Source organism: Niallia sp. 01092 (genome assembly GCF_052318935.1).
Taxonomy (GTDB): domain Bacteria; phylum Bacillota; class Bacilli; order Bacillales; family Cytobacillaceae; genus Niallia.
On sequence record NZ_JBQRKO010000010.1, the window covers coordinates 121,889 to 146,861 of the forward strand.

The 24,973-nt window shown below is 36.8% G+C and carries 31 protein-coding genes; 30 read left to right on the forward strand and 1 reads right to left on the reverse strand.

The features are described 5' to 3' along the window. Positions 1-20 precede the first annotated feature (20 nt). Entirely contained in the window at positions 21-569 is a 549-nt protein-coding gene (locus ACTXGU_RS11435; protein WP_443481642.1) for a GrpB family protein, read from the reverse strand. A 127-nt stretch (positions 570-696) separates the two neighbouring features. Here ACTXGU_RS11435 and ACTXGU_RS11440 point away from each other — a divergent pair, with 127 nt between their 5' ends. The 30 genes from ACTXGU_RS11440 (at position 697) to ACTXGU_RS11585 (ending at position 24,972) form a co-directional block, all read left to right on the forward strand. Continuing rightward, a complete protein-coding gene (locus ACTXGU_RS11440) occupies positions 697-858 on the forward strand; it encodes a hypothetical protein (protein WP_443481643.1) in 162 nt (53 codons plus the stop codon). A 20-nt stretch (positions 859-878) separates the two neighbouring features. Beyond that, positions 879-1,874 carry a DNA cytosine methyltransferase gene (locus ACTXGU_RS11445; RefSeq protein ID WP_443481644.1) on the forward strand — a complete coding sequence of 332 codons (996 nt, stop codon included), beginning with the start codon at positions 879-881 and terminating at the stop codon, positions 1,872-1,874. An 87-nt stretch (positions 1,875-1,961) separates the two neighbouring features. Then, positions 1,962-2,330, forward strand: coding sequence for an ArpU family phage packaging/lysis transcriptional regulator (locus ACTXGU_RS11450; protein ID WP_443481723.1), 369 nt, complete (start codon positions 1,962-1,964; stop codon positions 2,328-2,330). Positions 2,331-2,866: 536 nt separating this feature from the next. Further along, entirely contained in the window at positions 2,867-3,031 is a 165-nt protein-coding gene (locus ACTXGU_RS11455) for a hypothetical protein (protein ID WP_443481645.1), read from the forward strand. A gap of 420 nt (positions 3,032-3,451) precedes the next feature. Then, positions 3,452-4,309: a DUF5677 domain-containing protein gene (locus ACTXGU_RS11460; RefSeq protein ID WP_443481646.1), complete on the forward strand. Its 858-nt coding sequence runs from the start codon at positions 3,452-3,454 to the stop codon at positions 4,307-4,309. 187 nt (positions 4,310-4,496) lie between these two features. Continuing rightward, complete coding sequence (locus ACTXGU_RS11465) at positions 4,497-4,901, forward strand: hypothetical protein (protein ID WP_443481647.1); 405 nt, start codon at positions 4,497-4,499, stop codon at positions 4,899-4,901. Positions 4,902-5,343: 442 nt separating this feature from the next. Next, positions 5,344-5,949 carry a DUF4145 domain-containing protein gene (locus ACTXGU_RS11470; RefSeq protein ID WP_443481648.1) on the forward strand — a complete coding sequence of 202 codons (606 nt, stop codon included), beginning with the start codon at positions 5,344-5,346 and terminating at the stop codon, positions 5,947-5,949. A gap of 167 nt (positions 5,950-6,116) precedes the next feature. Further along, positions 6,117-6,635 (forward strand): hypothetical protein, encoded by a 519-nt coding sequence (locus ACTXGU_RS11475; RefSeq protein WP_443481649.1) that lies wholly within the window; start codon positions 6,117-6,119, stop codon positions 6,633-6,635. Next, entirely contained in the window at positions 6,613-8,442 is a 1,830-nt protein-coding gene (locus ACTXGU_RS11480; protein WP_443481650.1) for a terminase gpA endonuclease subunit, read from the forward strand. The genes ACTXGU_RS11475 and ACTXGU_RS11480 overlap by 23 nt, the downstream gene beginning before the upstream one ends. A 12-nt stretch (positions 8,443-8,454) precedes the next feature. After that, positions 8,455-8,670: a peptidylprolyl isomerase gene (locus ACTXGU_RS11485; protein ID WP_443481651.1), complete on the forward strand. Its 216-nt coding sequence runs from the start codon at positions 8,455-8,457 to the stop codon at positions 8,668-8,670. A gap of 5 nt (positions 8,671-8,675) precedes the next feature. Beyond that, on the forward strand, positions 8,676-10,115 hold the full coding sequence (locus ACTXGU_RS11490) for a phage portal protein (RefSeq protein ID WP_443481652.1): 1,440 nt from the start codon (positions 8,676-8,678) through the stop codon (positions 10,113-10,115). Then, a complete protein-coding gene (locus tag ACTXGU_RS11495; protein ID WP_443481724.1) occupies positions 10,099-10,704 on the forward strand; it encodes an HK97 family phage prohead protease in 606 nt (201 codons plus the stop codon). The genes ACTXGU_RS11490 and ACTXGU_RS11495 overlap by 17 nt, the downstream gene beginning before the upstream one ends. 1 nt (position 10,705) lies before the next feature. After that, positions 10,706-12,169 carry a phage major capsid protein gene (locus tag ACTXGU_RS11500; RefSeq protein ID WP_443481653.1) on the forward strand — a complete coding sequence of 488 codons (1,464 nt, stop codon included), beginning with the start codon at positions 10,706-10,708 and terminating at the stop codon, positions 12,167-12,169. Positions 12,170-12,191: 22 nt separating this feature from the next. Then, the gene (locus ACTXGU_RS11505) at positions 12,192-12,527 is read left to right on the forward strand and encodes a DUF2190 family protein (protein ID WP_443481654.1); all 336 of its coding nucleotides are present in this window, start codon (positions 12,192-12,194) and stop codon (positions 12,525-12,527) included. An 11-nt stretch (positions 12,528-12,538) separates the two neighbouring features. Then, positions 12,539-12,712 carry a hypothetical protein gene (locus ACTXGU_RS11510; RefSeq protein WP_443481655.1) on the forward strand — a complete coding sequence of 58 codons (174 nt, stop codon included), beginning with the start codon at positions 12,539-12,541 and terminating at the stop codon, positions 12,710-12,712. After that, entirely contained in the window at positions 12,709-13,035 is a 327-nt protein-coding gene (locus ACTXGU_RS11515) for a hypothetical protein (protein WP_443481656.1), read from the forward strand. The genes ACTXGU_RS11510 and ACTXGU_RS11515 overlap by 4 nt, the downstream gene beginning before the upstream one ends. A gap of 11 nt (positions 13,036-13,046) precedes the next feature. Beyond that, positions 13,047-13,604, forward strand: a complete 558-nt coding sequence (locus ACTXGU_RS11520) for a phage tail protein (protein WP_443481657.1) — start codon at positions 13,047-13,049, stop codon at positions 13,602-13,604. Next, positions 13,604-14,101 (forward strand): hypothetical protein, encoded by a 498-nt coding sequence (locus ACTXGU_RS11525; RefSeq protein ID WP_443481658.1) that lies wholly within the window; start codon positions 13,604-13,606, stop codon positions 14,099-14,101. The genes ACTXGU_RS11520 and ACTXGU_RS11525 overlap by 1 nt, the downstream gene beginning before the upstream one ends. Then, positions 14,094-14,417, forward strand: a complete 324-nt coding sequence (locus tag ACTXGU_RS11530) for a hypothetical protein (RefSeq protein ID WP_443481659.1) — start codon at positions 14,094-14,096, stop codon at positions 14,415-14,417. The genes ACTXGU_RS11525 and ACTXGU_RS11530 overlap by 8 nt, the downstream gene beginning before the upstream one ends. Position 14,418: 1 nt before the next feature. Beyond that, positions 14,419-15,864: a phage tail sheath family protein gene (locus ACTXGU_RS11535; RefSeq protein WP_443481660.1), complete on the forward strand. Its 1,446-nt coding sequence runs from the start codon at positions 14,419-14,421 to the stop codon at positions 15,862-15,864. A 16-nt stretch (positions 15,865-15,880) separates the two neighbouring features. Then, positions 15,881-16,396 carry a phage major tail tube protein gene (locus ACTXGU_RS11540; RefSeq protein ID WP_443481661.1) on the forward strand — a complete coding sequence of 172 codons (516 nt, stop codon included), beginning with the start codon at positions 15,881-15,883 and terminating at the stop codon, positions 16,394-16,396. A 13-nt stretch (positions 16,397-16,409) separates the two neighbouring features. Continuing rightward, on the forward strand, positions 16,410-16,730 hold the full coding sequence (locus tag ACTXGU_RS11545) for a hypothetical protein (RefSeq protein ID WP_443481662.1): 321 nt from the start codon (positions 16,410-16,412) through the stop codon (positions 16,728-16,730). Between the two features lie 121 nt (positions 16,731-16,851). Next, positions 16,852-20,901 (forward strand): phage tail tape measure protein, encoded by a 4,050-nt coding sequence (locus ACTXGU_RS11550; protein ID WP_443481663.1) that lies wholly within the window; start codon positions 16,852-16,854, stop codon positions 20,899-20,901. Then, entirely contained in the window at positions 20,898-21,173 is a 276-nt protein-coding gene (locus tag ACTXGU_RS11555) for a phage tail protein (protein WP_443481664.1), read from the forward strand. The genes ACTXGU_RS11550 and ACTXGU_RS11555 overlap by 4 nt, the downstream gene beginning before the upstream one ends. Then, on the forward strand, positions 21,145-22,143 hold the full coding sequence (locus ACTXGU_RS11560; protein WP_443481665.1) for a phage late control D family protein: 999 nt from the start codon (positions 21,145-21,147) through the stop codon (positions 22,141-22,143). Before ACTXGU_RS11555 ends, ACTXGU_RS11560 begins: the two co-directional genes overlap by 29 nt. A gap of 1 nt (position 22,144) precedes the next feature. Then, a complete protein-coding gene (locus ACTXGU_RS11565) occupies positions 22,145-22,339 on the forward strand; it encodes a hypothetical protein (RefSeq protein ID WP_443481666.1) in 195 nt (64 codons plus the stop codon). 13 nt (positions 22,340-22,352) lie between these two features. Beyond that, entirely contained in the window at positions 22,353-23,015 is a 663-nt protein-coding gene (locus ACTXGU_RS11570; protein WP_443481667.1) for a phage tail protein, read from the forward strand. A gap of 5 nt (positions 23,016-23,020) precedes the next feature. After that, positions 23,021-23,329 carry a hypothetical protein gene (locus ACTXGU_RS11575; RefSeq protein ID WP_443481668.1) on the forward strand — a complete coding sequence of 103 codons (309 nt, stop codon included), beginning with the start codon at positions 23,021-23,023 and terminating at the stop codon, positions 23,327-23,329. Then, entirely contained in the window at positions 23,316-24,425 is a 1,110-nt protein-coding gene (locus tag ACTXGU_RS11580; protein WP_443481669.1) for a baseplate assembly protein, read from the forward strand. The genes ACTXGU_RS11575 and ACTXGU_RS11580 overlap by 14 nt, the downstream gene beginning before the upstream one ends. Then, positions 24,418-24,972 carry a phage tail protein I gene (locus tag ACTXGU_RS11585; RefSeq protein ID WP_443481670.1) on the forward strand — a complete coding sequence of 185 codons (555 nt, stop codon included), beginning with the start codon at positions 24,418-24,420 and terminating at the stop codon, positions 24,970-24,972. Before ACTXGU_RS11580 ends, ACTXGU_RS11585 begins: the two co-directional genes overlap by 8 nt. Position 24,973: the final 1 nt, after the last annotated feature.

Sequence of the window (24,973 nt, forward strand, 5' to 3'; positions counted from 1 at the left end):
TTTGGTTGTCTATATCGTTACTATTTGAATTTAAGAACACGGTTTATAAAGTCTGTTTTTGCTGAAGTATATTCTTCTCGGCTATTACGGAATTCAATAGCAAGTGTTGTTTTTAGATGTGCATATTCCATTGTAAGTTGTTTATTATTTCTCAATATATCACGAAATAATAGTTGCTTATCCCAGCGAACTTCTTCATCAAGTAAAAAGTGAAGATGGGCAACACGTTTTTCATTTTTAACCTTTACAAAGAACCGTTGCCAAGGACGATTATCTAAATGAGGAGGAACGTAATGCCAGTCGAAGTCAGCCAAAAGCAAAGCTATGTCATCTATTTTGTTAAAAGTATAAACTTTTGCCATTAGATCTATGATGGGCTTAGATGGTAATTGAGGGATAGATGTACTGCCGTAATGTTCAATCTCGTGTATTCCTAAGGGAGAGAGAAGTTCATTAAGCATTCTTTTTTCTTGTAATCCCTTGGATAACCAATTTGGATCTGGGCTTGCTATTTCAATTGATTCAGTAGCCCAAACAGGCCAATTATTTTCATCATTTTTTTTAATCATTAAAGAGCTCCTTTTAGTTAGATAGATGTTAATAATTGCAACAGTGATGTCTAAATTTTAGCAGACTCTTCAATCATATTAAAAAGTTTTGCGTCACAGTACGAAAAAACAGGGAAGGATGATGTTATTGTCTGAATACAAAAAACTTCAAATTATAAAACATGCCTTGCAGCATTATATAAAACGACCAGGTGCAACGGAAAAAGATATTCTTGTTGAAAAACGCATACTGGAGAAGGTTACGAATCAAGTTGAGTATTTGAAAGAAAAGTATGGGATTAAACAATAAAACAGGGAAGGAGTGATAATTTGATTAAAATCCTTGAACTGTTTGGAGGTATTGGTGCTCCAAGAAAAGCATTAATTAATCTTGCTGTTAACCATAAAGCAATTGATTATGTAGAAATAGATGAAAAATCAGTTAGAACATATAACGCATTATATGAAAATAAATATCAGCCACAATCTGTTGTTGGATATAATCTTAAACCAGATATTTTGGTTCATGGATCACCATGCCAGGACTTCTCTCGTGCCGGAAAAAGATTAGGTGGCAATGATGAAGATAAAACAAGAAGTTCGTTAATGTGGGAAACATTAAAGATTATAGAAAATCTTGGAGTTTGGAAACCTAGATTCGTAGTCTGGGAGAATGTAAAAGGTGTCTTAGATAAGGATATGATTCATTCTTTCAGCAAATACCTTAATGAAATGACTAGATTAGGATATACGAGTAATTATGATGTTTTAAATGCAATGGATTTTGGCATACCTCAGAAAAGAGAAAGGGTTTTTACCATATCAATATTAGGTAAAGATAAATTTGATTTTTCTAAGTTGAAAAAGAAGCAAATGAGAGATATCAATGAGTTTTTAGAAAAAGATGTGGATGAAAAATATACAATAAAAACTCCATCAATGTTAAGCAGAATTGGTCATAACAATAGTGGTTCCTTTGCCGGGAGATTGCAGCCAATAAAAGATTATGTATGGACTATTACTACAAAACAAAATAGGTGCCCTAACAGTGGAATAGTACCGATTGGAAATGGCAAATACAGATTGCTTACTGAAAGAGAATGTTGGAGATTAATGGGTTTTGATGATGGGGATTATAACAATGTAGTAGCAGAGCATCCAACGAGAAAAGGATGCACAAACGGAATACTTTATAAACAGGCCGGCAATAGCATTGTTGTAAATGTTTTAGAAGCAATATTCGAAGTATTATTGAATGAAGAATTTATAAAAACAGAAGAAGGTTTTGTATCAAATTTTGAAGGGCAATTAGAGATAATATGTTAAATAAAAATAAAAAAACTGAGATTCCTCCCAGTTCTAATTTAATCGGCAAATTAATTATAACACATGGGGGGAGTCGTCTTGAAACAAATGTCCTTCTTTCAAACTGTGGACGACAAAGAGATAAGAAGAGTAGTTGCGCGTCAATTAAAACATTATAAAGCATATAAAGTGGCAGTTGAAAATAAAACAGAACAAGATAAGGAAGGGATAGAACAACTCTTCCCAATGCTTAACGACCATGAAAATGAGAAATTCTTATTTGTTAAACAAATTGACCGTGCTATGGAAAATGCACTGGATGAAATAGAGAGAGATATAATACAACGAAAATATTTAGGAAACCATAGAGTAAAAGATATTGATGTGTATTTAGATTTAGGACTCACCAAAGACCAATACTACATACACAAAAAGTATGCCATAAACCTTATAGCTACAGCACTTAGAATAATCTAGGTGCTGTTCTTTATTTCCCGACAAAAACCCGACAAAATATAGGATAAAACATAGGACAAAACAGGGGACTATTTTAATTTCCTAAAAAGGTAAGATTTTCTTATCAGCTAGTTACTTAGTTGAGGGGAGAAGCGCCTTTCCCTTATCAAGACGTACTCGGGTGTATCGAATGACTATGAAGGTTACCAGCTGAACAGGAGTAGTAACTGGAGTCTAGCAGTATTGCGTGCGATAGCTATGGGGTAGAAAGTTGGTGAGATTCCACTTTCGAGGGAAGGGTGCAATAATGGCCGACTTTTTCCTGAATATCAAGCGTACTCCTGGATGATTCATCGGAAAATGAAACCCTATTTTCTTTGTAAACAGGATGGAACTAATTCTGTTTTGTTTAGATAGAAAATGGCTTGTGTAAAAACCCGTCGTTATTTGTCAATATTAACGATTTTTAATAAATTAATACATTTGTATATGAATCTATTTAAAACGTTATATAATCCAATTCTGTAAGTCTGATAACTATTTAAGAAGGTGATGATATGAAAATAGCCAATCATCTTAATGCAGACCAGCTGAGACAACTTGAAAAGATGAGAAAGAAGAAAAAGAAACGTAATAAGCAGCCAAAAGAAGAAAAGGTAATTTGGGTTAATATAATGGGAATGGATAGGGATAGGGATAGATATAAGCGTGGTCGTGGATGAGCTATGGAGAGAAAATGATAATTCATAAAAAATATGTTGACCCTTAAAACAAAATAAATTATATTTTTGATGGCAACTGCATACATTGTAGAGAAAAGAAAAAAGAACAGTGCTTCGGGAGAGCACCGTTCTTAAATAATTACTGTTTGACTTTAATATAGATTATGGTGATGTTAATATTACTCGGGGATAAAAGCTTACCCATAATTTTCAGTATTAAAGATATCAAACGCATAATTTATTACCTGCCTTTTTTATTTTTTTATGACAATGAAAGTATATTCAAATAAAAGGCAGATAGAACAAAATGGGCATCTATTAATTATGGATGCTATTTTTGTCGTTATTTGACGAAAGATAGGGTATTGTACCTATTTTCTCACTAGTTCATAATTAATTGGACGAAGGGAGAGAGTACTTTTGGAAATATTAAATTTTAGTCCTATAAATAGTAAGTTAAAACCATTTTTTAATGATTTTGTAATCACATATTTAGATGACTTTTATATTAATACAATTAAAGAAATAGAGCCTAAAAATGAAATACAAGAAAGAGCATTGGTTCTATTTATAAAAACAATTAATAGTTTAAAATCAATTAATACATTATTTAATACAGGAGATGTAGTATCAGCAAGAATCCTTATGAGAAGCTTGTTTGAATTAGTAGTATTAATTAAAAAGCTTAAAAATGATGCTAATGAATTTATACGTTATTCAAAAGCTTATGAAAAATTTAAGACTATTGAAATGAACAAATATAATTTAGAAAATGTAGATAAGCCAGATTTTATGCATTTTTTTAGTAAAGAAGAGTTAGAAAATAATATAGAGAAGTTGAAGAATGAAATAACTGCTTTAGGTTTTACTCCTACTTGGAATGCTAATACAGGAAAACCTAAAGTAGAAAAGTATTTTGAAATAAAACAAATGGCAATTGATGTAGATATGGAGTATTTATACAAAACAACTTATAAAAATCTTTGTTTAGATACACATACTTCTTCAGGTCATTTCAATAAGTATTATTTTTTAAATGATTCTGGAGAAAAAATTGTTAATTTGCACCCATATTTATATGAATTGGATTTAATGATATTTTCATTAATCGGTTTATTATTTGATTTTTTTCCAGATTTTAATAAATTGTTAAACATAAAAGAAAAAACTATAACTGAAATTCAGTATAATAAACTATGTCATATATCTTATGGATTGATACCTTTAATTACATTACAGGGTCAATTTAAAAAGGAAGGAATAGGCCTTATGCTGTAAGAAGTACTCGTTTTATGGGTGCTTTTTCTTTTGAGGAGATTTAGTTTATTTTGTTTTAATAGATTTATTATACATTTAAAAAGGATGGAGCATGAGTATTGCGTAATTTGTCGGTAATTGGCGAACGATAGGATCTTGTACCTATTTTACCTTTCTCTGATAATTAGGAGGAAGGGAGGTGGATGATATGTCAATAACAAAACAGAATTATGCTAAAAAACTTTCCGAATTGGGCGAACAATTAAAAAAGGTTGCAGAAGAGTATGCGGAAATTCCTAAAAAGTTTCAATTAAGAACTCAGGAAGATGTAGATAAGTTAAAGAAAGCTTGGCTTCTTAAAACTGATGATTTCAGGATTATTCAAAGTGAAATCCATATACTTGAGATTCCAACAGGATTTGAAGCAGATGGACAAAAGTTAAGAGATACTTATCAGAAATATGTTGATTATATAGAAGAAAAGACCATGAAATTTGGTTTAGAAGCTATGAAAAGTGGAGAAATCGATTTAATACAAAAACTAGAGATTGAGGCATCCCAGGAAATAAAAAGGTTAACAAGTAAATTAGCAAAAGATATGTTCGGTCAGTAAAGTATTCCTTCGGGAGTGCTTTTTCTATGTCAAAAACCAAAACGTTGATATAATCATTTATTACTTTTAGTAAGTGATATTACTTACTTTAAATAAGTTGATAAATAACTAACGAATACTTAAAGATACTCAAAATATCTACTAGATACTATACGAAATGTTTTTTATCATGATTTCAGGGTGTTTACAATAACTGGATTGTTTCTGCATACATTAACTAGGGTTATTGTTAACATTAACAATCGTTCTGCTGACATCATGTAAACATTAACTATGGTTTATGTATGCATTAAGTACACAAAAGAAAAGAAAAGAAAAGAAAAGAAATAATATATATGTAGAGCAAGCATTTAAAGTGCAGTTATTGTCGTTATTTGGTGAACGATAAAGAATTGTGTACTTGCTTCCTTTCTTTGATAATTAGGTGGAAGGGAGAGGTTTTATGGCAAAAATATTAGATGGAGAATGGAAAAATGTTTCCTTAATACAAGGAGTATCGTATTTATGTGGCCATTGTGGGAAGGATATTGGCCCTTCGATAGGGTATGAATGCGTAACTGACAGATATACAGGTGCAACATCAGGGGAAATATACATATGTCCTAATTGTAATAAACCCACTTATTTACTCAAGGATGCCTTTGGAGGAAGGATAATGGAGCAAGTGCCTGGACCAATGTTAGGTCAGGATATTGAGTTTCTTCCAGAGAATATTAATAGTATTTATAATGAAGCTAGAAATTGTATAGCTGTAAATGCTTATACTTCAGCAGTATTATCTTGCAGGAAATTATTAATGAATATTGCTGTATCAAAAGGTGCAGAAGAAGGAAAAAAATTCATACAATATGTTTCCTATCTTAAAGATAATCATTATCTTCCACCCGAAAGAGATTCGTGGGTAGATCATATTAGAAAAAAAGGAAATGAAGCAACTCATGAATTACCAAATTCAACTAAAGAAGATGCAGAAGAATTACTAACATTTTCTGAAATGTTATTGCGTTTTGTTTATGAAATGCCAGGTAGAATGGCTAAGCACACATAAAGTATTGACTCAAGATATCCATATTCATATTGGATGTCTTTTTATTGTTGAAAAGTCTTCGGGTCCTTCTGACGGGGGTGCCTCCATGCGGGGCTGTCGACTCCCGGGATTTGGCTCGATATTATAAAAAAATTTAACTTCGGAACTTCGGAAATGGGGGTGGATTTATGGATGGTTATAAGAGGGTAGATGACAAAGTTATTTTGTCCACAAAAGAATTATGCAAGCTTTTGGAAATCAGCGACAGAACGCTTACTGACTGGAAACGTCAAGGGTTAACTCAACATAGCCGAGGCTGGTGGGATTTGAAATTAATCCTCAAATGGAGAGGGGAAATGTACAGTGGAGATTCCGAAGTAAGCAAGTCCGTAAACTTGCAACAAAAAAAGCTCGAAGCCGAAGTTGCATTCAAGGAAGCTCAATCAGAAAGGACCAGGTTAAATACCGATATTGCAAACGGAAAATACATAGAGAGAGAATTAGTCGAGATTGAGTTGTCTCGATTTTTTCTTATCTTTAAAAAATCAGCCATGTCGTTACCAAGGAAATTAACGGGAGAAATCGGATCCCTAGTTGAGCCAATTGAAGCAAGGAGAATAGAAAAGGGTTTAACTGAAATAATCAACGATGCACTTGAGCAGATGAGTGTGGATGGTGTTTATAGTGCAAAGAAGAAAAGAAAATAAACTACCAGATTTTATTACTAACCCACTCAAATATTTAAGACCTCCTGAGAATTTGTTGGTAAGCGAATGGGCTGAAAAATATAGAAATCTTGATGCAAAGTCATCTGCCATTCCTGGTAAGTGGAGCAACTCTATAACTCCGTATTTGCTTGATATTATGAATGAGTTTAATAACGCGGAAATTGAAGAAATCACTTTTATAAAGCCTACGCAGGTTGGAGGGACAGAAGCTCTTCACAATATGTTAGGTTATATTGTTATGCAGGATCCCGGTCCGGTAATGATTGTTTATCCAACCGATACACTGGCTGAAAGTGTTTCAGAAAATCGAATACAGCCTATGTTTTTAAACTCGAGTAAATTAAAAGAGAAATTCAAAAAAAATGCCTCGAGTAAATTAGAGCTGCAGTGTGATGGAATGTACATCACGTTAAGCGGCGCCAACTCACCTTCATCACTAGCCAGTAAACCTATTCGTTTTTTGTTTTTGGATGAAGTGGATAAATATCCGGGTGCAAGCAAAAAAGAAGCAGATCCTATCAAGCTGGCAAAAGAGAGGACGAAAACATTTACCAACAATAAAAAAATATTTCAAACATCCACTCCTACTTTGAAAACGGGGCATATTTGGAAGGCGAAAGAAAATGCTGATGTCGTAAAACATTTTCGAGTACCTTGTCCTCATTGTGGTGAATATATTGAATTGTTATTCAAGCAAATCAAATGGCCAAAAAAAGAAGGCATGAGTGATGCTGACAGAGCTGAATTTGCAAACTATGCTTGCCAAGAATGTGGCTGTATTATCACGGATAACCATAAGCAGCAAATGCTCCGTTATGGAAGATGGGAAGTTGTTGAACAGAAAACACAATTTCCCCGAAAAGTTGCATATTGGATGAACACCTTATATTCTCCTTTTGTCCGTTTTAGTGAGATTGCAAAAGAATTCCTAGGAACAAAGGATGATCCTGAAGCTTTCCAGAACTTTGTAAACTCATGGCTAGCTGAGCCGTGGGAAGACACGAAATTAAAAACGAATGCAGATATGGTTCTGGAAAGGCAAACAGAATGTGAGGAATTTGAAGTGCCTGAATGGGCGGTAATGCTAACAGGTGGAGTCGATGTCCAAGAAACAAGTTTATATTGGACAATTCGAGCATGGGGCACGTTTTTAACTAGCCAAAATATTGCTCATGGGCAGGCTTTAAGTTTTCGAGAAATAGAAAATGTCATGAATGCCGAATATAGAAATAAAAATGGTGAAGCATTTATGGTTAACTTGTGTGGAATTGACTCAGGGGACCAAACGGATGAAGTATATGATTTTTGTGCATTGAATAGTGAATGGGCCATACCAGTAAAAGGGGTAGCAAGCGGTTATGCTCATTTCAAAATTAGTACCATTAATAAAGCTACATCCAATGCACATGGTACAAGGTTGCTCTTAGTTGATGGTGGAAAGTATAAAGATATGATTGCCTCGAGAATGAGGAAGCCAAATGGTCAAGGTTCCTGGATGGTATATAAAGATTGTGACCGAGAATACGCGGAGCAAGTTACTGCTGAACATAAAATAAATAGTAAAGGCAGCGGCGGCAAAATAACGCAAGTATGGGTCCCTAAAACAAGCCATGCGGACAATCATTATTTAGATACAGAAGTTTATGCTCTAGCTGCAGCGGACGTTTTACATGTTCGTAATATTCATTTAATGCAGGAAGAAGAAGAGCCTGATCCAGTTCCACAAGTGAACACACAAGCTATGGAAGCCAACGATGCCTGGTTAAAAAACAAAGAATGGTTTTAGGAGGAGAGCAAATTGACGTTAGAAGAACAGCTGCAGCAAATCAATGAAGCTATTACTGCTATAGAAATTGGTGGGCAAGAATATCAAATTGGCACAAGGCGATTGAGACGAGCAGATTTATCTTTGCTTTATAAAAGACAAAAGGAACTGCAGGATCAAATTAATTATGAAAATGATCAAAGCTCTGGGTTATCCAACACGTTTGTGAGCGTCTTTGATAGGAGGTGATAAATTTGAATTGGTTAGAAAAGGCGATAGCTTTTGTCTCACCAAGTGTTGCATTTAGACGTGAAGCATGGCGGAAAAGTTACGAAGAATTAAGAGGTTATGATGCTGGTGCAAACGACAGGTTAAATGCTGGATGGAATACAGTAAATGCATCTGCAGAACAAACGGATAGGATTCATCGAAATACTGTTCGATCAAGGGCTAGGGATTTAGAACGAAACTCAGATATTCAGGAAAGTATCGTTGGTGCTTTTGAAAGAAATATTGTTGGAATCGGCTTTAAGCTGCAAGCAAAGACAGATAATGAAGAGCTCAATACGCAAATCGAGGTACTTTGGAAAGAATGGTGTAAACCAAGAAATTGTGATGTAACTTTTCAACAAAGCTTTAGTGCGATGTGTCGAATGGCTGTTAGGCGTAAAAAAATTGATGGAGGCATTGTCTTTATCAAGAGATATACAAAAGGCGGAGTTGTTCCCTTTTCTATACAAACTCGTGAAGTAGACGATTTAGACACAATGCAAACTGGCAGAAATGATTTAAGAATTGTCAATGGCATTGAATACAATGAATTCAATCGTCCAATTGCATACTATTTTAAGCAATATGATGTCACTGGTTACTATTCGGGTAAATCCGAAAGAATTGTAGCTGATGATGTCATTTTTTTATGGAATAAAAAGCGACCTTCTCAAATTAGAGAAATGTCCGAAATGTCTCCAACCATTACGAGAATTAAAGATGTAAATTCTTACATGGAGGCAGTAAGCGTGAAAGAAAGAGTTGCTGCCTGTTTGTCTGTATTTATTAGACGTCAAAGTCCCACGCCTGGCGGATCTATTGGCAGGCAGGGGAAACAAAGCAACGCTAGCTATGAAGGGAAAACACTTAGCCCAGGCATGATTATGGAATTAAACCCAGGTGATGATGTATCCGTGGTTAATCCACCAGCACAAGGAGCGAGCGCAGCCGACTTTGTTCGATTACAACAAAGATTAACAGGAAGTGGCCAAGGTATTTCCTATGAAGCAACGGCAAGGGATATGTCTCAGGTGAACTATAGTAGTGCCCGTCAAGGTCTTCTTGAAGATCAAAAAACATATCAGATTGAGCAACAATATTTTGTGGACCATCTGTTAACAGAAATCTATGAAACTTTTTTAATTTCTGCAGTTTTAAGCGGCGCAATTGCCATAAAAGATTTCTGGATTAACAAGAAAAAATATATGCAGCATGAATGGACACCTCCTGGAAGTAAGTGGATTGATCCGATTAAAGAAGCAAATGCAAATAAGGTTTCTTTAAATACTAATCAAACTACTTTAGCTGAAATTGCTGCATCATCCGGTCAAGACTGGAAAGAAATTATTGATCAACGTGCTAGAGAATTAGAATATATGCGCCAGAAGGGGGTGAATATTGGTGACGATGCAACGAAAAAATAAACAATTATCGTTAAGCCGAGATTATAGTATTAATCTCCGAGCTGTGGATGAGGAAAAGAGGCAAGTTGAATTAAGTTTTTCTAGTGAAGAGCCATATGCCCGTTGGTTTGGAATAGAAATTTTAAGCCATAATGACGGCGCAATGGATCTTAGTAGATTAAAAGAAATTGGCTGCCTTTTGTTTAATCATGACAGAAATAAAGTTATTGGAAGAATTGATGATGCCTGGTTAAAAGATGGAAGAGGTCATGCATTAGTAACTTTTGATGAAGATGATGCTAGTGATGTTATCTTTCAAAAGGTAAAAAGCAGCACATTGAAAGGTGTTAGTGTTGGTTATCGTGTGGACAGCTGGGAGGAAGTATCTGCAGGGAAAACATCAAGTGATGGAAAACATACTGGCCCGTGCAGTATTGCATTAAAATGGCTGCCTTACGAAATTTCCATTGTATCGATTCCAGCAGATGCCACTGTTGGAGTGGGAAGAGAAATGGAAGGTTATCATGAAAAGCCAAATGAGCGGTCTGAACCATTGTCCGTTTATTTTAGACAAATTCAATTAAACAGCAATTATTTAGGAGGCATATAAGATGACATTAGAACAAATGTTAGCAAGACAACAAGCAATTGTGAACGCAGCTAAAGTCCAACAAAGGGATTTATCAGAAGCAGAGAAAAGTGAATTTGACAATCTACAAAGAAGCATCGATGCAATTAGAGCTAGTGCAAGTAATACACTAACTGGAAATTCAGGAACACCTGAACCAGTAAATGTTGAAGATCTGCAAAGACAGGCTATGGAAGCTGAGAGACAGCGAACTATTGATATTGATAGTTTGTGCAGAAGTTTTGGATATGATGCTCAAGAATACATCAAAGAAGGAAAGTCCTTGGATGAAGTTCGAGCACTTATTCTTGAAAAGCAAATAGCTGAAAAGAAGCCATCTAGTGTAGGCATTATCCAGGATGAAGGGGATAAATTCCGTGCTGCAGCAAAAGACGGGTTATCTTTACGTGTAGGTCTACAAGTTGAAAAGCCAGCACCTGGCGCAACAGAGCTAAGAAACCTATCATTACGTGAATTAGCAAAAGAAACACTACGTTTAGAAGGGGTTGCTAATGCATCTCGATTAAGTGACGACGAGCTTTTACGTCAATATATGACTCCTACAAGCTTATTTACAGGAATCATGGACCAAACAGCAAGAACGGTTTTTGAAAAAGCCTATACTGAAGCGTCTACCACATACCAATTATGGACGAAACGTGGAACCTTAAAAGATTTCCGTCCAACTAAGACGTATCAAGTTGGAACTGCAGGGGAATTGTTACTTGTGCCAGAAAACGGCGAATTAAAGCATGATGCTCCAAATGCTGAAGCAGGTCCGCAACGTCAGCTGTTAACATTTGGTCGTCAATTTACGATGTCACGCCAGGCATTTATCAATGATGATGTGGACTTTATTTCCACAATTCCTGCTTTGTACGCTCAATCAGCACGATTAGGTATAAACCGTTTAGTTTATCAATTACTTGCGAAAAACCCGGCTATTTGGGACGGTAAACAGTTATTTTCATCAGATAATGGCAATATTTCAAGTGTTGGTTCAGCGCCATCCGTTGAAGCATTGTCTGATATGAGAATCAAAATGAGAAATCAAAAAGCTGCAGGAGGAGAGGTGAAGTTAAACATCCCTGCTAAATTTATGTTGGTTCCTACAGCGCTTGAAACAAAAGCAGGGCAATTAATTGGTGCTTCCGTGGATCCAGCACAAACAAATCCAAATATACCTAACCCATTCTTTAATAGCTTTACCATTATCAGTGATGCTGAATTAGATGAGGCAACAGAGAATGGTGTAAAGGAGTGGTATTTGACTGCTGACCAATTAAGAAGCCCAATTCAAGTAGACTATTTGAATGGTGTTGACATGCCAACCATCGTGATGAAGCAGCCACCAGCTGGGCAACTTGGCTATATGTGGGATATTTACATTGATTATGGTGTAACAATTGTAGATTACAAGACTGCCATTAAAAATAATGGCCAATAATTTGAGAAAGGTGGAATAACTTATGTTAAATAATCCTCAAACTTCTTATGTTCAACGTGGGGAATCTATTGATTTTATAAATAGTGGATCAACGTTAATTAAAGCAAACGATGTTGTACCTTTAACAACCAGAATCGGCATCGCGGGGTGTGACATTCCTGTAGGAGCTGTTGGGAGCGTAAATGTAATCGGTGTATATGATATCCCAGCTGTTACAACAGAAGCTTTTGCAGCAGGACAAACGGTATACTGGAAAAACAATGCTTTAACAACGGATTCAGTAGATGCTGTTAATGCAGGTTGGGTAGTAGAAGCAAAAGCTTCATCTAAAGCGATAGCTCGAGTAAAAATTGGATGAGGTGATTTTCTATGAAAATATTAAAAGCCAAAATACCCGTTTTTATTAATGGGGTGATTATTGAACCTGAAAGTATTTTTTCTTGTCCGGAAGAACAGGCTGATAAATTTATTAAAAGTAAGTCAGCTGTGCTTCATACCGAAAAGAAAACTAAAACTACAAATTCTAAGGAACCTTCTGCATGAACTTTAAAGACCAGTTAAAGAAGGATTTAGGAGTGTTCTTTAACAATAATGAATTTGGGGAAGAACACAACGTTAATGGGGTAGTCATTGACATTATTGTAGAAGATGATGATGTGAAAGAACGATCACGAGTACCAGTCGAACTTTATAATATGACACAAGCGAATTATGTAGAGAGCAAAACACTTTACATTAAATGCGAAGATATGGATAAGCCAGAACCAGATGAGACTATTTTTTTAGATGGAGTAAAGTACAAGGTCGACTTTGCTAGTGAAGATAATGGAATGCTTTCTATTCATATTAGCGCGTATCGTTCTTAGGAGGTGACGACTTGATTAATGTAAGTGTAGAGAATCTTGATAGGATACAAGCCGTTCTACATGAGACACCGAAAAAAGTGCCTGTTGCTGTATCTCGGGCGATTAATCGAGCTTCTAGTACCACGAAAACAGAAGCAGGAAGAAAAATACGGGAGAAATACTATGTAAAGCATGGGGATGTCTTAAAAACATTCAGGATATCTAAAGCGAGTCCTGGAAACCTGCATGCTGAAATAAACTCAAAAGGATCTGTTATTCCTTTATATGCGTTTCGGGTATCTCCTAGATCCGTTCAGCTACGCCGACAAACGCCGATTACAGCAGCTGTAAAAAAAGGAGCTGGTGGTCCATTAGGAAGTGCATTTGTTGGCAGGATGGGGAGTGGTCATGCAGGTGTTTTTGCCCGTGTTGGTAAGCCTAGATTGCCAATCAATGAAAAGTATGGTCCATCTATTCCCAAAATGTTGGGGAGTGATTCGGTATCGCAATATGTCGAACAGAAAACACAAGAAAAGCTGGATGAGCGCTTAAATCATGAATTGAGTAGAGCGGTAGAGGGGTCTGGCTAATGGAATATCTTTTAACAAATATCGGGCTTATGGATTGTCTAAAAGACAAGATTAAAGAGGCAATTAAAGATTTTCGAATGAGTACTGGTGAGGGACAAGAAAAAGTTCCTAAAGTGAGCATTCAGTTTTTGGAAGAAAAGCCTGTATCAAGGATGAAAAAGCAGCAAGAAGTAGAAAGAGAAGCAGATTATCCTCATGTCGTTATTCGCTTTTTGGAAGAACGGGAGGTAGAAGGGACACCCGTTGTAGAGGTTCGTATCATTGCAGGCATACATTGTGATGATGTCCAGCAGGCCCATCTAGATTTATTGAATCTATTAAACCGAATCAAGATACATTTAGTTAAAAATAAATTAATGGCATCTTTTAATATGAGAAAAGACTCGTATGTCACTGTTATTCCGGAAGAACAAGAGCATCCTTATTGGATAGGTTTTTCGAATATCCAATATAATTTACAACCAATCAGATTTGAAGGAGATGTTGATTTTGGCTGAAGTGAGCAATCAGAAAAATAATAATCAAAAGCCTGTACCTACAGTTAATAAAACTGCAAGTAAAAAAGAAACAAAGAAAGATTCAGAACAAGTTATTTATTGTGGTCCATCATTGCCAGGTGGCGTACTGTTTCAGCATGCTGTTTTTTTGAATGGAGTACCTGATCACATTGATTTAGAAAAGTATCCGACAATTGAAAAGTTATTTATACCAGTTAGTCAATTGAATGAGTTTGAACAACGCTTGTCTCAGACAGGTAGTGCGGAGCAGGCGTTTTTTCATGCAGTAAAAGAAGAAATGAAGGCGGTGAAGTAAGTTGGTTTATAATCATGGAATTAGATATTCAGAACAATCTACAAGCATTGGAACCCCTGTAGAAGCAACATCGGGTTTAACGGTTGCTGTTGGAACCGCACCAATTAATATGGGGGATTTAACAGCAGTCAATAAGCCGATTTTAGCTTTCTCTATTGCAGAAGCTAAAAAGGCATTAGGATACTCACTGGATTATGCAAAATACACACTTAGCGAAGTAATCAGTACTCACTTTGAGTTATTCGGTGTGGCTCCAGTTGTATTTGTTAACGTGTTAGATCCTGCCAAACATAAAAAGAGTGTTACAACCCCTGAATCAATTACAACTACTAGTAGAATAGGTCTAATTGATCGAACTGGAATATTACTAGACAGTGTAAAAATCACTGTGGACGGTATTTTAGAAGAAATAAAAATTAATGAGGATTACACATTATCTTTTAATGACGAAGGAAAGGTAATAGTGGCTACAGTAGAATCTGGAAAAATCACAAATGATGAAGCAACGTTAAAAGTGATTTACGATTATTTAGATCCTGATATGGTCACAGAAAACGATATTATCGGCGGATACGATGCAGCAACAGGTAAAAATACAGGTTTGGAATTAGTCAACTCAGTTTTTCCAAACTTTCAGTTGGTGCCAGGTATCATTATTGCTCCGAAGTATAGTAAAAATCCTACTGTTGCAGCAGTAATGAGAGCTAAACAGCAAAAAATCAATGGTGTTTTTAATGCTGTCAGCATTGCTGATATCGATAATACTGTAGCAAATGTGTACACAAAAGCACCACAATATAAAAATGAAAAATCATTAGTTAATCCGAGCCAATTAGCAACTTATGCGGATTTAAAATTAGGGTCTCGAACTTATAATTTTTCGTCACAAGCTGCTGCATTAATGGCACAAGTAGATGCAGCAAACGGGGATACGCCACATGTAAGTCCGTCTAATAAATCATTACAAGCAGAAAGCTTAGTAATTAATGGGGAAGAAATGCAGCTAGATCTTGCTCAAGCTAATTACTTAAATGCGAATGGTATTATCACTGGATTGAATTTTATCGGGGGTATGAAGTTATGGGGGAATAGAACAAGTGCATACCCAAGTAACAACGATGTGAAGGACGTGTTTATCCCAATAAAAAGAATGTTCCACTGGATAGGAAACACTATTATTTTATCCTTCTGGTCTAATGTGGACGACCCTACAAATAGACGATTAATTGATTCATTTGTAGATGGCATGAATGTTTGGCTGAATGGTTTAACTCCAGACGTTTTACTCGGAGGAAGGGTTGAATTTAGAAAAGAAGACAATCCTGATACAAATCTTTTAGATGGAAAAGTAGTTTTTCACGTTGCGCTAGGGGCGCCAACACCAGCAGAAGATATTGAATTTAAACTTGAATACGATGTTGCTTATTTTGCAGCATTAGTAGCTTAATTGGAGGGGAAAAACAATGGAAATTCCTGAATTCTTAAATGATTTTAGAATTTATCGAAATGGACACCATACGGTGGGGGTTGCAGATTTGCAACTTCCATCGCTTGAATCAATGAAACAAACTGTATCCGGCGCCGGAGTTGCAGGTGAGTATGAAAGTTCTGTAATCGGACACTTACAGTCTTCCAAACTAACAATCAACTGGAAGACGTTGAATGGTTCTTCTGCTGCATATATGGAGCCGAAAGTCGTTCAATATGATTGCCGAGGTGCTAACCAAGTATATGATCCTAAGTTAGGTGCCCATAGTATTGAGAAGGTGCGAGTAGTGATACATGGTACTTCTGGAAAATTAGACTTAGGAAAAATGAAAAAAGGCGAGGCCTATGAAACATCTACAGAAGTAGAAGTACTTTATTTGAAGGTAGAAGTTGCTGGGAAAGTAAAACTTGAAATTGATAAGCCGAATTATAAATTTGTACTCAATGGTGTGGACTACTTAAAAGATGTTAAAGAAGCATTAGGACTATAAGGAGGAGAAAATTATGTCACAAGTAATTATTTATGATCTGCAATCACCGATTACTATCGATGGGAAAACAATTAAGAAAATTAATTTGGATTTAGATAAAATCGATGGACAAGCGTTATTAGAATTACCATCCATGGATTCTGTTAATACACCGAAAGGAATTATGCAATTAGCAGCAAAATCTGCAGAAATGATTCCAGATGATTTAGCCACTTTAAAAGGGCCAGATGCTTTTGAGGTGATGTCCATTATACGAGTTTTTTTGCACGGGAACTTGGAGAAAACACAGTATGCGGATCAGTTGAAAGAACAAAACGTGACATTAGAAAAATAGCCATTGCGCTTTCAACGAAAATGAATACACCGTATCCACATTTTCTAACATTGCCTTTATCTGAGCTGTTTGAAGTAGTGGATGCGACAATAGAACTGTTTCCCAAAGAAGGTGATTAAAAATGGCTAGAGCATTTACCGTTGCCTTTAACATTACTGGGAACATGGCTAGCAGTTTAACCAATGCTTTTTCTTCTACTTCCAGAAGGTTGGAAGGGTTAAAAAGAGACGCAACAGATTTAAAAACAAGCTTGCGGAACTTGGACAGAGAGTATAGGCAAGGTAATATAGGGCTACAAGAGTACACTCGGGCTCAACAAAGGTTGCACAGTCAGTTGAGCAGGAATATTGCACAGCAAGAGCGATTACAAGCAATTCAGAGTAGACAGCAGAACATTAAAACGGCTGTTTCTTCAACGGCATCTGAAAAATTTCAACAAGTGAAATCAGCAGTAGCAATTCCCGCGGCGGCAATTGGTTTAGCGGGTGGTGCTACTGCTGTTAGTTCTGTAAAAAAAGCAATGGATTTCGAGTCACAACTTTCTAGTATCCAAGCACTTACTGGCATGAGTGATAAGGAATTAGGTTCTATTAAACAGCTATCATTAGATGTAGGTTCTTCAACTAAATATTCCGCACTAGAAAGCGCACAAGGCGTAGAAGAATTATCAAAAAGCGGAATGTCTACTGATACTATTAAATCAGGAGGACTAGAATCAGCACTAAATTTAGCTACTGCAGGTGGCATGGAATTAAAAGATGCAGCAGAGCTAATGTCGAATTCGTTGAACGGATTTAAAAAAGATGGCATGTCAGCAGCGGATGCATCCAACATTCTTGCCGGTGCAGCCAATGCTTCTAGTGCAGACTTAATAGATTTAAAATTTGGACTTGCTTCTGTTGGTCCAGTTGCAGACGGTTTAAACTTATCTTTTAAAGGAACTAATGCAGCCTTGGCCGCATTTTCTAATAATAATTTGCAAGGATCAGATGCAGGTACATCGTTAAAAACTTTTTTATCTAATATCCAACCAAGCACTGAAAAAGCTAGGACTGCATTTGATCAGTTAGGCTTAACATTAAAAGATGGACAAAATATTTTCTTTAAAAATGGTAAGCTAAAAGATATGGCAGAAGTTGCTGGAATCTTACATGAAAAATTTAAGAAATTAAGTGATCAAGAGCGTTCTGCTACATTCTTTGACTTATTTGGAAGTGATGCTGTTCGTGCAGCTAATATCCTCTATAAAGAGGGCGCGGATGGTATCGAAAAAATGTATAAGGAAATGTCTAAAGTAACAGCACTAGAAGTTGCCAAAAAGAAAATGGATAATGCAGCAGGTGCTGTTGAACAATTGTCCGGTGCATTTGAAACCTTGCAAATTATTGGAGCGGAAAGTGCTTTACCACTTGTGAAGAATGCTGCTACTGCTTTGGCCGATAGTTTTGGAGAACACACGGATGATGTGAAAAGGTTTGGTGAAAATCTTAGCAAAGGTTTAGGAGATGTTTTCGAGCCTTTCATTACCGTTAAACCAAAGCTTGATGTCAAAGATGGAACTACTAATGAATTAGCACTAGCTGATTATCAAGAGAAATTAGCTAAATACACCAAGTTTAAGAATATGGACTTTTCCGAAAAGGTCACTTACTCATTAGACACGGCAGTAGATGCGATGGAAAAATGGCTAGATGGTCCAGGTGGAGAAGCTGTCAATACGATATTTACGAAACTAGCGGAAATTGCTGTTAAAGCATGGGGAGCAGCCCTTAAAGCCTCATTAACTGGAGCAATAGAACAAGCGATGGATGGAAATGTTGCATCTGCAATAGGTCTAGGAGTAGCTGCTAATGCACTCACAGGAGGATTATTATTAAAAGGTGCAGGAACTTTAGCAAAAGGAATAGGCCTGTCTATGTTAGTTAAATCGTTAACTGGTGGACTTACAGCAGCTGCAGGTACAAGGGGGTTAGCTAGAGGAGCATCACGCGGAGGCATTGTTGGAGCTGTAGTTAGACCAGTAGCTCGTGGATTAGCTGTTCGTGGTTTAACTCGTGGAGTAACAGCGGGTGCATCAGCAGTTTATAATCGAGTTAGAGGAAGAGCGTCTTCTGTAAATTCCAATGTCACAACAAGATCTGGGCGATATGGTACTACAAACACTCGAACATCTAACACTAATATTCAAACAAGGTCAGCTAGATACAGCACTGTCAATAATTCATCTAACGCTAGATTAGCGTCCACTCAAGTAACGAATAATACTACTAGAGCAAGCCGTTCAATCAGTAATCAAGGAAGTAGAACATTAGGTGTATTAGGAAAAGCAGGTAAAGTGCTTAGTAAAGCTGCATTACCTTTAACTCTCGCCACAGAAGCCTTCAGTATATACAAAGCAAAAGATAAAGTGAAAGCTACTGCAGAGTCTGCTGGAGGACTTAGCGCAAGTTGGGGAGGAGCAAGTGCAGGTGCTGCAATAGGGACAGCAATTTTTCCCGGAGTAGGTACAGCCATTGGAGGTTTACTTGGCGGTTTAGGTGGATACATTGCCGGTAAATGGGCTGCTGGTAAAGCTGTGGATGCTGTTAGAGGAAGCTCTGAACAACCTACAAGTATTCCGGCTAATCAACCAATCAGCCAACTACAAACTAATACGACTGCTACAAATGTAGCTGACGGCTCCATTAATACAATAAACGAAAATGCAGCTCAATTAGCTGCTGTAATGGCTCAGGCACCAGAATGGATAATGCCTTTAGCAAATATAGGTGCAATATCTGAAAATATCGTGGAGAACGCTTCCCTACTAGCTGATATGTTTGCTCAAGCACCGGAGTATGTATCTGGATTTGGTAATATCGATGCACTCACAGATAACATTGTGGAAAATGCATCAATACTTGCAGGTGTAATGGCGCAGGCTCCCAGTTATGTAGCAGGATTAGGGAATTTAGGAGCTATAACCGATAGTTTAGTAATGAGTGCTGCACAATTAGCTGCTGTAATGGCTCAAGCTCCAAGTTATGTTGCTAGTCTAGGCAATATTGGAGCGATTGCTGACAACATTGTAGTAAATGCATCGTTATTATCGGCTTATATGTCACAGGCTCCATCTTGGATACTTCCTTTAGCAAATTTAGGGGCAATTTCCGAAAGCACAGTAGCAAGTGCTGCATTATTGGCAGGATATATGAGCCAATCTCCAGGGTGGATAGTTCCACTTGCAGGTGTACAAATAACAGCAAGCTCTATTATTACTAATGGAAGTTTGCTATCTGGAATGTTATTAATGTCTGCTGTTGCAGTAGCATCTTTTAGTATGGTGCAATCTACAGCATCATCGATTAGTGGAAATGGATCTTTATTGTCGTCAATGCTAGTGGCAGCGGCAAGTTGGGTATCAAGTTTAAACGGCATCCAAACAGGTGCAGCAGCAGTAAAAAGTGCTTTAAATACTTTAGCCAGCCGTATTAACTCGGCAAAAGTACCAAGTATTTCAGCAACATCACCAGGCGGAAAATCAGCGCAAGTCCATATGCATGCACAAGGAGGTATTTTTGACCAGCCTCACATAGGAATGGTGGCAGAAGCGGGTTATGCTGAATCGATTATTCCGATTATACCCGGTAATAAACGCTCTTTAGCACTTTATCAACAGACAGGTGAGATGCTTGGTATTAGTACAAATATAGAAAGCAAAGAGAAAAGTGGATCTAAGTTGCAAAGTATTCCTTCCTTTACAGCTGGGAAAACGGCCAAGATACAAATGCATGCAAAGGGTGGAATTTTCGATCAACCACATCTTGGGATGGTTGCTGAAGCTGGATATGCTGAATCAATCATACCTATCAGACCTGGTGATAGACGTTCTCTTGCTTTGTATCAACAGACTGGAGAACTGTTAGGATTAGGACAAAAAACTTTCAATCAGGAAAATAACAGAACTCAGCTGTTAAGGAGAGAGCGTAATAGAATTGAACTATTTGATAGATCACAGCAGTTATCACAGCAGCTCAATAATTCTCAACAATCTTTTGTTTATGCTCCTGTCATCCACGCTAGTAACAGTAGCAGGGAAGAAATTCACCAGGTGCTAGCTGAAGACAAACCACGATTCGAAGAACAAATGAGGCAGTACGAAAGTCAGAGAAGAAGGAAGTCTTTTAGATGATGAAAACTTATACCACAAAGCACGGTGACACTTGGGACAAAATAGCTTTGGACATGTATGGGAGCGAGTATATGCTCCCTGTTTTGTTAGAAGCGAATCAGAAACACCGTTTAACCATTATTTTTAAAGCTGGAATTGTGTTAAATATTTCTGAAGTAGATCAGGAAGAAGAAACTGAAGACTTGCCGCCTTGGTTATTAGAAGATGCGGATGATATAAGTGCAGATTTGGAAGGTGAAGAAGATGGAGAAGACACCGACGATAACACTTGAAGTCACTTATAAAAATATTCCACTTGCTACAAAAATTAAAAAATGGTCTTATACAGACAACCTTAGCGGATCAGCAGACGATGTAGACATTACATTAGAAGATACACAACATTTATGGATGGGATCATGGACACCAAGAAAAGGGTCAACAATTAAAGCATCTATCGTTAATAGAGATAATCGAAAAATGGTGTATTCAAAAGGTTTGTTTGAAATCGATGAATTAGAAGTTGAAGGTCCGCCCAGTGAAGCGACTATTCGAGGAATATCTGTTCCGGATTCTTCACCTATGCGAGAAGAAGGAAGGCAGCGGGCGTGGGAAAAAGTAACCTTAAAAAAAGTAGCTGGTGATATTGCCCACCGGAATCGATTAAAATTAGTTTACGATGTTGATGAACCCATTAAATATGATCGTGTAGAGCAAGCTGGTAAATCGGACGTGGCCTTTTTAATGGAACTGTGCGAGGATGATGGGCTTGCTTTTAAAATATCAAACAAGCAAATTATCATTTTTGACGAGTCGGTGTACGAAGTAAAGCCGAGTAAACAAACAATTAAACGAAGTGATTCTCGTATCTTGAGGTATAGAGGTAAAACAAGCAATCACGGAACTTATAAATCTTGCAAAGTAACATATCGAAAGAAAGATATGAAAAAAACGTATAGTGATACTTTTACAGATCCGCATGCTCCTTCCGGAGTAAAAAGAGTCTTGATTGTCCAAGAAGATGTGAAGGATGAAGCAGCTGCTTTACGGCGTGCAAAGGCACGTTTACGAAATGCAAACAAAGATGCTATAACAATGTATTTAATTATGAGAGGATACGTTAATTATTACGCTGGTATGACGGTTGATCTATCTGAGTTTGGTACATTTAACGGCAAATATATTATCACTAGCATAACGTCATCAGGCGGTAAATCTACCACAACGTCTTTGGAATTGAGGAAGTGTCTAAGGGGGTATTAAATTGTTAGATATCGGTGTTGTATCTTCTGTTTCCACTACAAATAAAACAGCAAAGGTCATTTGGAGCAACCGTGAAAATGTTGTTTCAGGTGATCTTTTTATTTTGGATCGAGGAGATGACTGGATGCCCAAGGTGAAAGATCCAGTTGTTTGTCTATGTTTTGACAAAACCGGTTTTATTTTAGGTAAATATTAAAAGGAGTGACATCATGGCTATTATAGGCTCATTTGCAGGTGTTGCTTTTGAAGTAAAGAGTAAAAAAATATTAACGTTTAATGAAAGTCAAAGAGAAGGCGCAGCACGGTGGGAAAACCATAATATCATCGGCCGTAAACCGATTCCTGAATTTATTGGCCCCGGACTAGAACAGTTCAGTATGACAATTGTGTTGTCTGTCTATCAAGGAGTAAATCCTGAAAAAGAGTTGGACAAACTCCGTTCTTTTAGAGATACAGGTAAAATATCTACGTTTATATTAGGTAATAAATCTGTTTCTAAAAACCAGTGGAGAATTATTGGTTTAAAAGAATCTAATAAGCACATAGATAATAGAGGGAATCTATTAATTGTTTCTGTGGACGTTAGCATGGAAGAGTATCCCAAAAAATCAATAGTTAAAAAGAGGTCCAAAGCTAAACCAAAAAAGAAAAAAAGGCAGCAGGCTTCTAAAAGAAAATCTAAAGGGACAATAACCATTAAAGTGGGCATGTTAAATTGTCGTTCTTCACCTTCGATTAACGGAAAAATAGTCAAGGTATTAAGAAAGAATCAAAAGTTTACTGTGTATGGAACAAAAAATGGATGGTATGACCTCGGCGGAAGTAAATACTGTTCCGCATCATCTGCCTATGTAACATTTAAGAAAGGGTGAAAGAAATGTACGAAGTATCCGTCCTACAAAAAATAGATTTTGGTGCTACGGGTGTAGCTGCTACATTACAAAATGTAAGGTTTGCTCTTACTACTATATGGGGAACGTGTCCGATGGATCGTAATGCAGGGATAATTCCTCCGGTTGATGATCCGATGGGATACGCCCAAGTAAGAACGTCTTCTCAAATTATAGATTATTTGGAATCCAATATTCCCGAAATTATTGTGGAAGAAATTCGTTATGAAGAAGATCCATTATCGGCGAAACTATCTCCGATAGTGAAGGTGGTGTTAGCCGATGGTTCGATTTAATCTACCGGACATCGATTTTGTCGATGTGGACGCTGAGGAATTAGAGATTATTGGATTGTCGAAATATGAAGAGCTAATGAATACATCTCTCAGCGATGCAGACCCACGACGTAAATTTTTACAAGCTGTTGTTTATATGGCAACTTTAATCGTAAATAACATTGATTACACGGGGAAACAAACGTCTCTCGCTTATGCAGTTGATGACTTCTTGGAACATATAGGCGTTGAAAAAAAGGTTTCAAGATTAGAACCGCAGGCAGCAATAACAACCATTCGTTTTGAGGTAAGTAATCCCGAAATGTTCATTATTCCAAAAGGTTCAAGGGTTTCTGTGAATGAATTAAACTTTGCAATGGATGCTGATACAACAATTCAACTAGGTGCTACATACGTTGATGTTGCAGCAACTTGTGAAGACGCGGGCACTATTGGAAATGGTTATCTTCCTGGCCAAATCACAAATATTGTGGACCCACTTCCGTGGGTGTCAAAAGCTTATAATATTGTGAAGTCTGACGGTGGGGTTGATTGGGAAGATGATGATCGATATGCTGAAAGGATTCAGCAGTCGAATGAAAGGTATTCTACTGCGGGACCTGAAGAAGGTTATAAATATCATGTTCGGTCAACTCACCAAGCTATTTCAGATGTACAAGTCTTAAGTCCTTCAGACGGAGTTGTAGAGATTGTGCCGTTGTTGAAAAACGGTGAGTTACCTTCTGTTGAAATACTGAATCTTGTTTTTAATAAGTGTAATGATAAATATATTCGTCCATTGACTGATAAACTGCTTGTCTCAAAACCAGGTATCGTCAATTATGATATTGACATCACTTACTACTTAACTAGTGATAAAGATGGATTCCAAGTACAGATGCAAGAGATTGTGCAGGAGGTGTGTGATGAATACATCTTGTGGCAAAAAAGCAAGTTAGGGAGAAGCATTGATGCAAGTGAATTAATTGCTCGTTTAAAAAATGCAGGGATAAGTAGAATAATCATAAATTCAGAGCAATTCAAGAAAATAGAAAAGAACCAGGTGGCTTGGCCAGGCAATGTTCTTTTGAATTATGGAGGTTTGATAGATGAATGATTTGATGAATATGTCATTACTAAAAATCCTTCCTCCTAATTTAATTCAAAGCAAAGAAGATCAAGCGATGGCAAAAGCAATTACTGAAATTCTCAAGTATGTTTTTAATAAAACTGAAATTCTCGATCCTTTAAACGAGATTCCAGAAAAGTTATTAGATCTTAGAGCATTTGAGGAACATGTGGACTTTTACGATACATCATTACCAGTTGAAACAAAACGAGAGCTGATAAAAAAGGCTCTCTTTTTTCATCGATCAAAAGGAACAAAAGGCGCTGTTGAGGACTTAATTACGACAATATTTGGGGATGGACAGGTTGTTGAATGGTTTGAGTACGGAGGGCAACCATTTACTTTTAAGGTTGTAACAAATAATCCATCTGTAACAACTGAAAGAGCGCTGCAATTTACTAGAGTAGTTGATTCTGTAAAAAGAAAAACTGCTCGTTTAGAAAAAGTAGAAATAATAGCAACAGAAAATCTTCCATTAAACTTTGCTGGAGCTGTTCATATCGGTGAGAAATTAACAATAAAGCAGGTGATTTAAC

Bases quoted from the DNA above. Each gene is read 5' to 3' on its own strand.
- ACTXGU_RS11435 (WP_443481642.1), bottom strand. From the start codon at position 569: ATGATTAAAAAAAATGATGAAAATAATTGGCCTGTTTGGGCTACTGAA.
- ACTXGU_RS11450 (WP_443481723.1), top strand. From the start codon at position 1,962: ATGTCCTTCTTTCAAACTGTGGACGACAAAGAGATAAGAAGAGTAGTT.
- ACTXGU_RS11455 (WP_443481645.1), top strand. From the start codon at position 2,867: ATGAAAATAGCCAATCATCTTAATGCAGACCAGCTGAGACAACTTGAA.
- ACTXGU_RS11465 (WP_443481647.1), top strand. From the start codon at position 4,497: ATGTCAATAACAAAACAGAATTATGCTAAAAAACTTTCCGAATTGGGC.
- ACTXGU_RS11470 (WP_443481648.1), top strand. From the start codon at position 5,344: ATGGCAAAAATATTAGATGGAGAATGGAAAAATGTTTCCTTAATACAA.
- ACTXGU_RS11475 (WP_443481649.1), top strand. From the start codon at position 6,117: ATGGATGGTTATAAGAGGGTAGATGACAAAGTTATTTTGTCCACAAAA.
- ACTXGU_RS11495 (WP_443481724.1), top strand. From the start codon at position 10,099: ATGCAACGAAAAAATAAACAATTATCGTTAAGCCGAGATTATAGTATT.
- ACTXGU_RS11500 (WP_443481653.1), top strand. From the start codon at position 10,706: ATGACATTAGAACAAATGTTAGCAAGACAACAAGCAATTGTGAACGCA.
- ACTXGU_RS11505 (WP_443481654.1), top strand. From the start codon at position 12,192: ATGTTAAATAATCCTCAAACTTCTTATGTTCAACGTGGGGAATCTATT.
- ACTXGU_RS11510 (WP_443481655.1), top strand. From the start codon at position 12,539: ATGAAAATATTAAAAGCCAAAATACCCGTTTTTATTAATGGGGTGATT.
- ACTXGU_RS11515 (WP_443481656.1), top strand. From the start codon at position 12,709: ATGAACTTTAAAGACCAGTTAAAGAAGGATTTAGGAGTGTTCTTTAAC.
- ACTXGU_RS11525 (WP_443481658.1), top strand. From the start codon at position 13,604: ATGGAATATCTTTTAACAAATATCGGGCTTATGGATTGTCTAAAAGAC.
- ACTXGU_RS11540 (WP_443481661.1), top strand. From the start codon at position 15,881: ATGGAAATTCCTGAATTCTTAAATGATTTTAGAATTTATCGAAATGGA.
- ACTXGU_RS11545 (WP_443481662.1), top strand. From the start codon at position 16,410: ATGTCACAAGTAATTATTTATGATCTGCAATCACCGATTACTATCGAT.
- ACTXGU_RS11550 (WP_443481663.1), top strand. From the start codon at position 16,852: ATGGCTAGAGCATTTACCGTTGCCTTTAACATTACTGGGAACATGGCT.
- ACTXGU_RS11555 (WP_443481664.1), top strand. From the start codon at position 20,898: ATGATGAAAACTTATACCACAAAGCACGGTGACACTTGGGACAAAATA.
- ACTXGU_RS11560 (WP_443481665.1), top strand. From the start codon at position 21,145: ATGGAGAAGACACCGACGATAACACTTGAAGTCACTTATAAAAATATT.
- ACTXGU_RS11570 (WP_443481667.1), top strand. From the start codon at position 22,353: ATGGCTATTATAGGCTCATTTGCAGGTGTTGCTTTTGAAGTAAAGAGT.
- ACTXGU_RS11575 (WP_443481668.1), top strand. From the start codon at position 23,021: ATGTACGAAGTATCCGTCCTACAAAAAATAGATTTTGGTGCTACGGGT.
- ACTXGU_RS11580 (WP_443481669.1), top strand. From the start codon at position 23,316: ATGGTTCGATTTAATCTACCGGACATCGATTTTGTCGATGTGGACGCT.
- ACTXGU_RS11585 (WP_443481670.1), top strand. From the start codon at position 24,418: ATGAATGATTTGATGAATATGTCATTACTAAAAATCCTTCCTCCTAAT.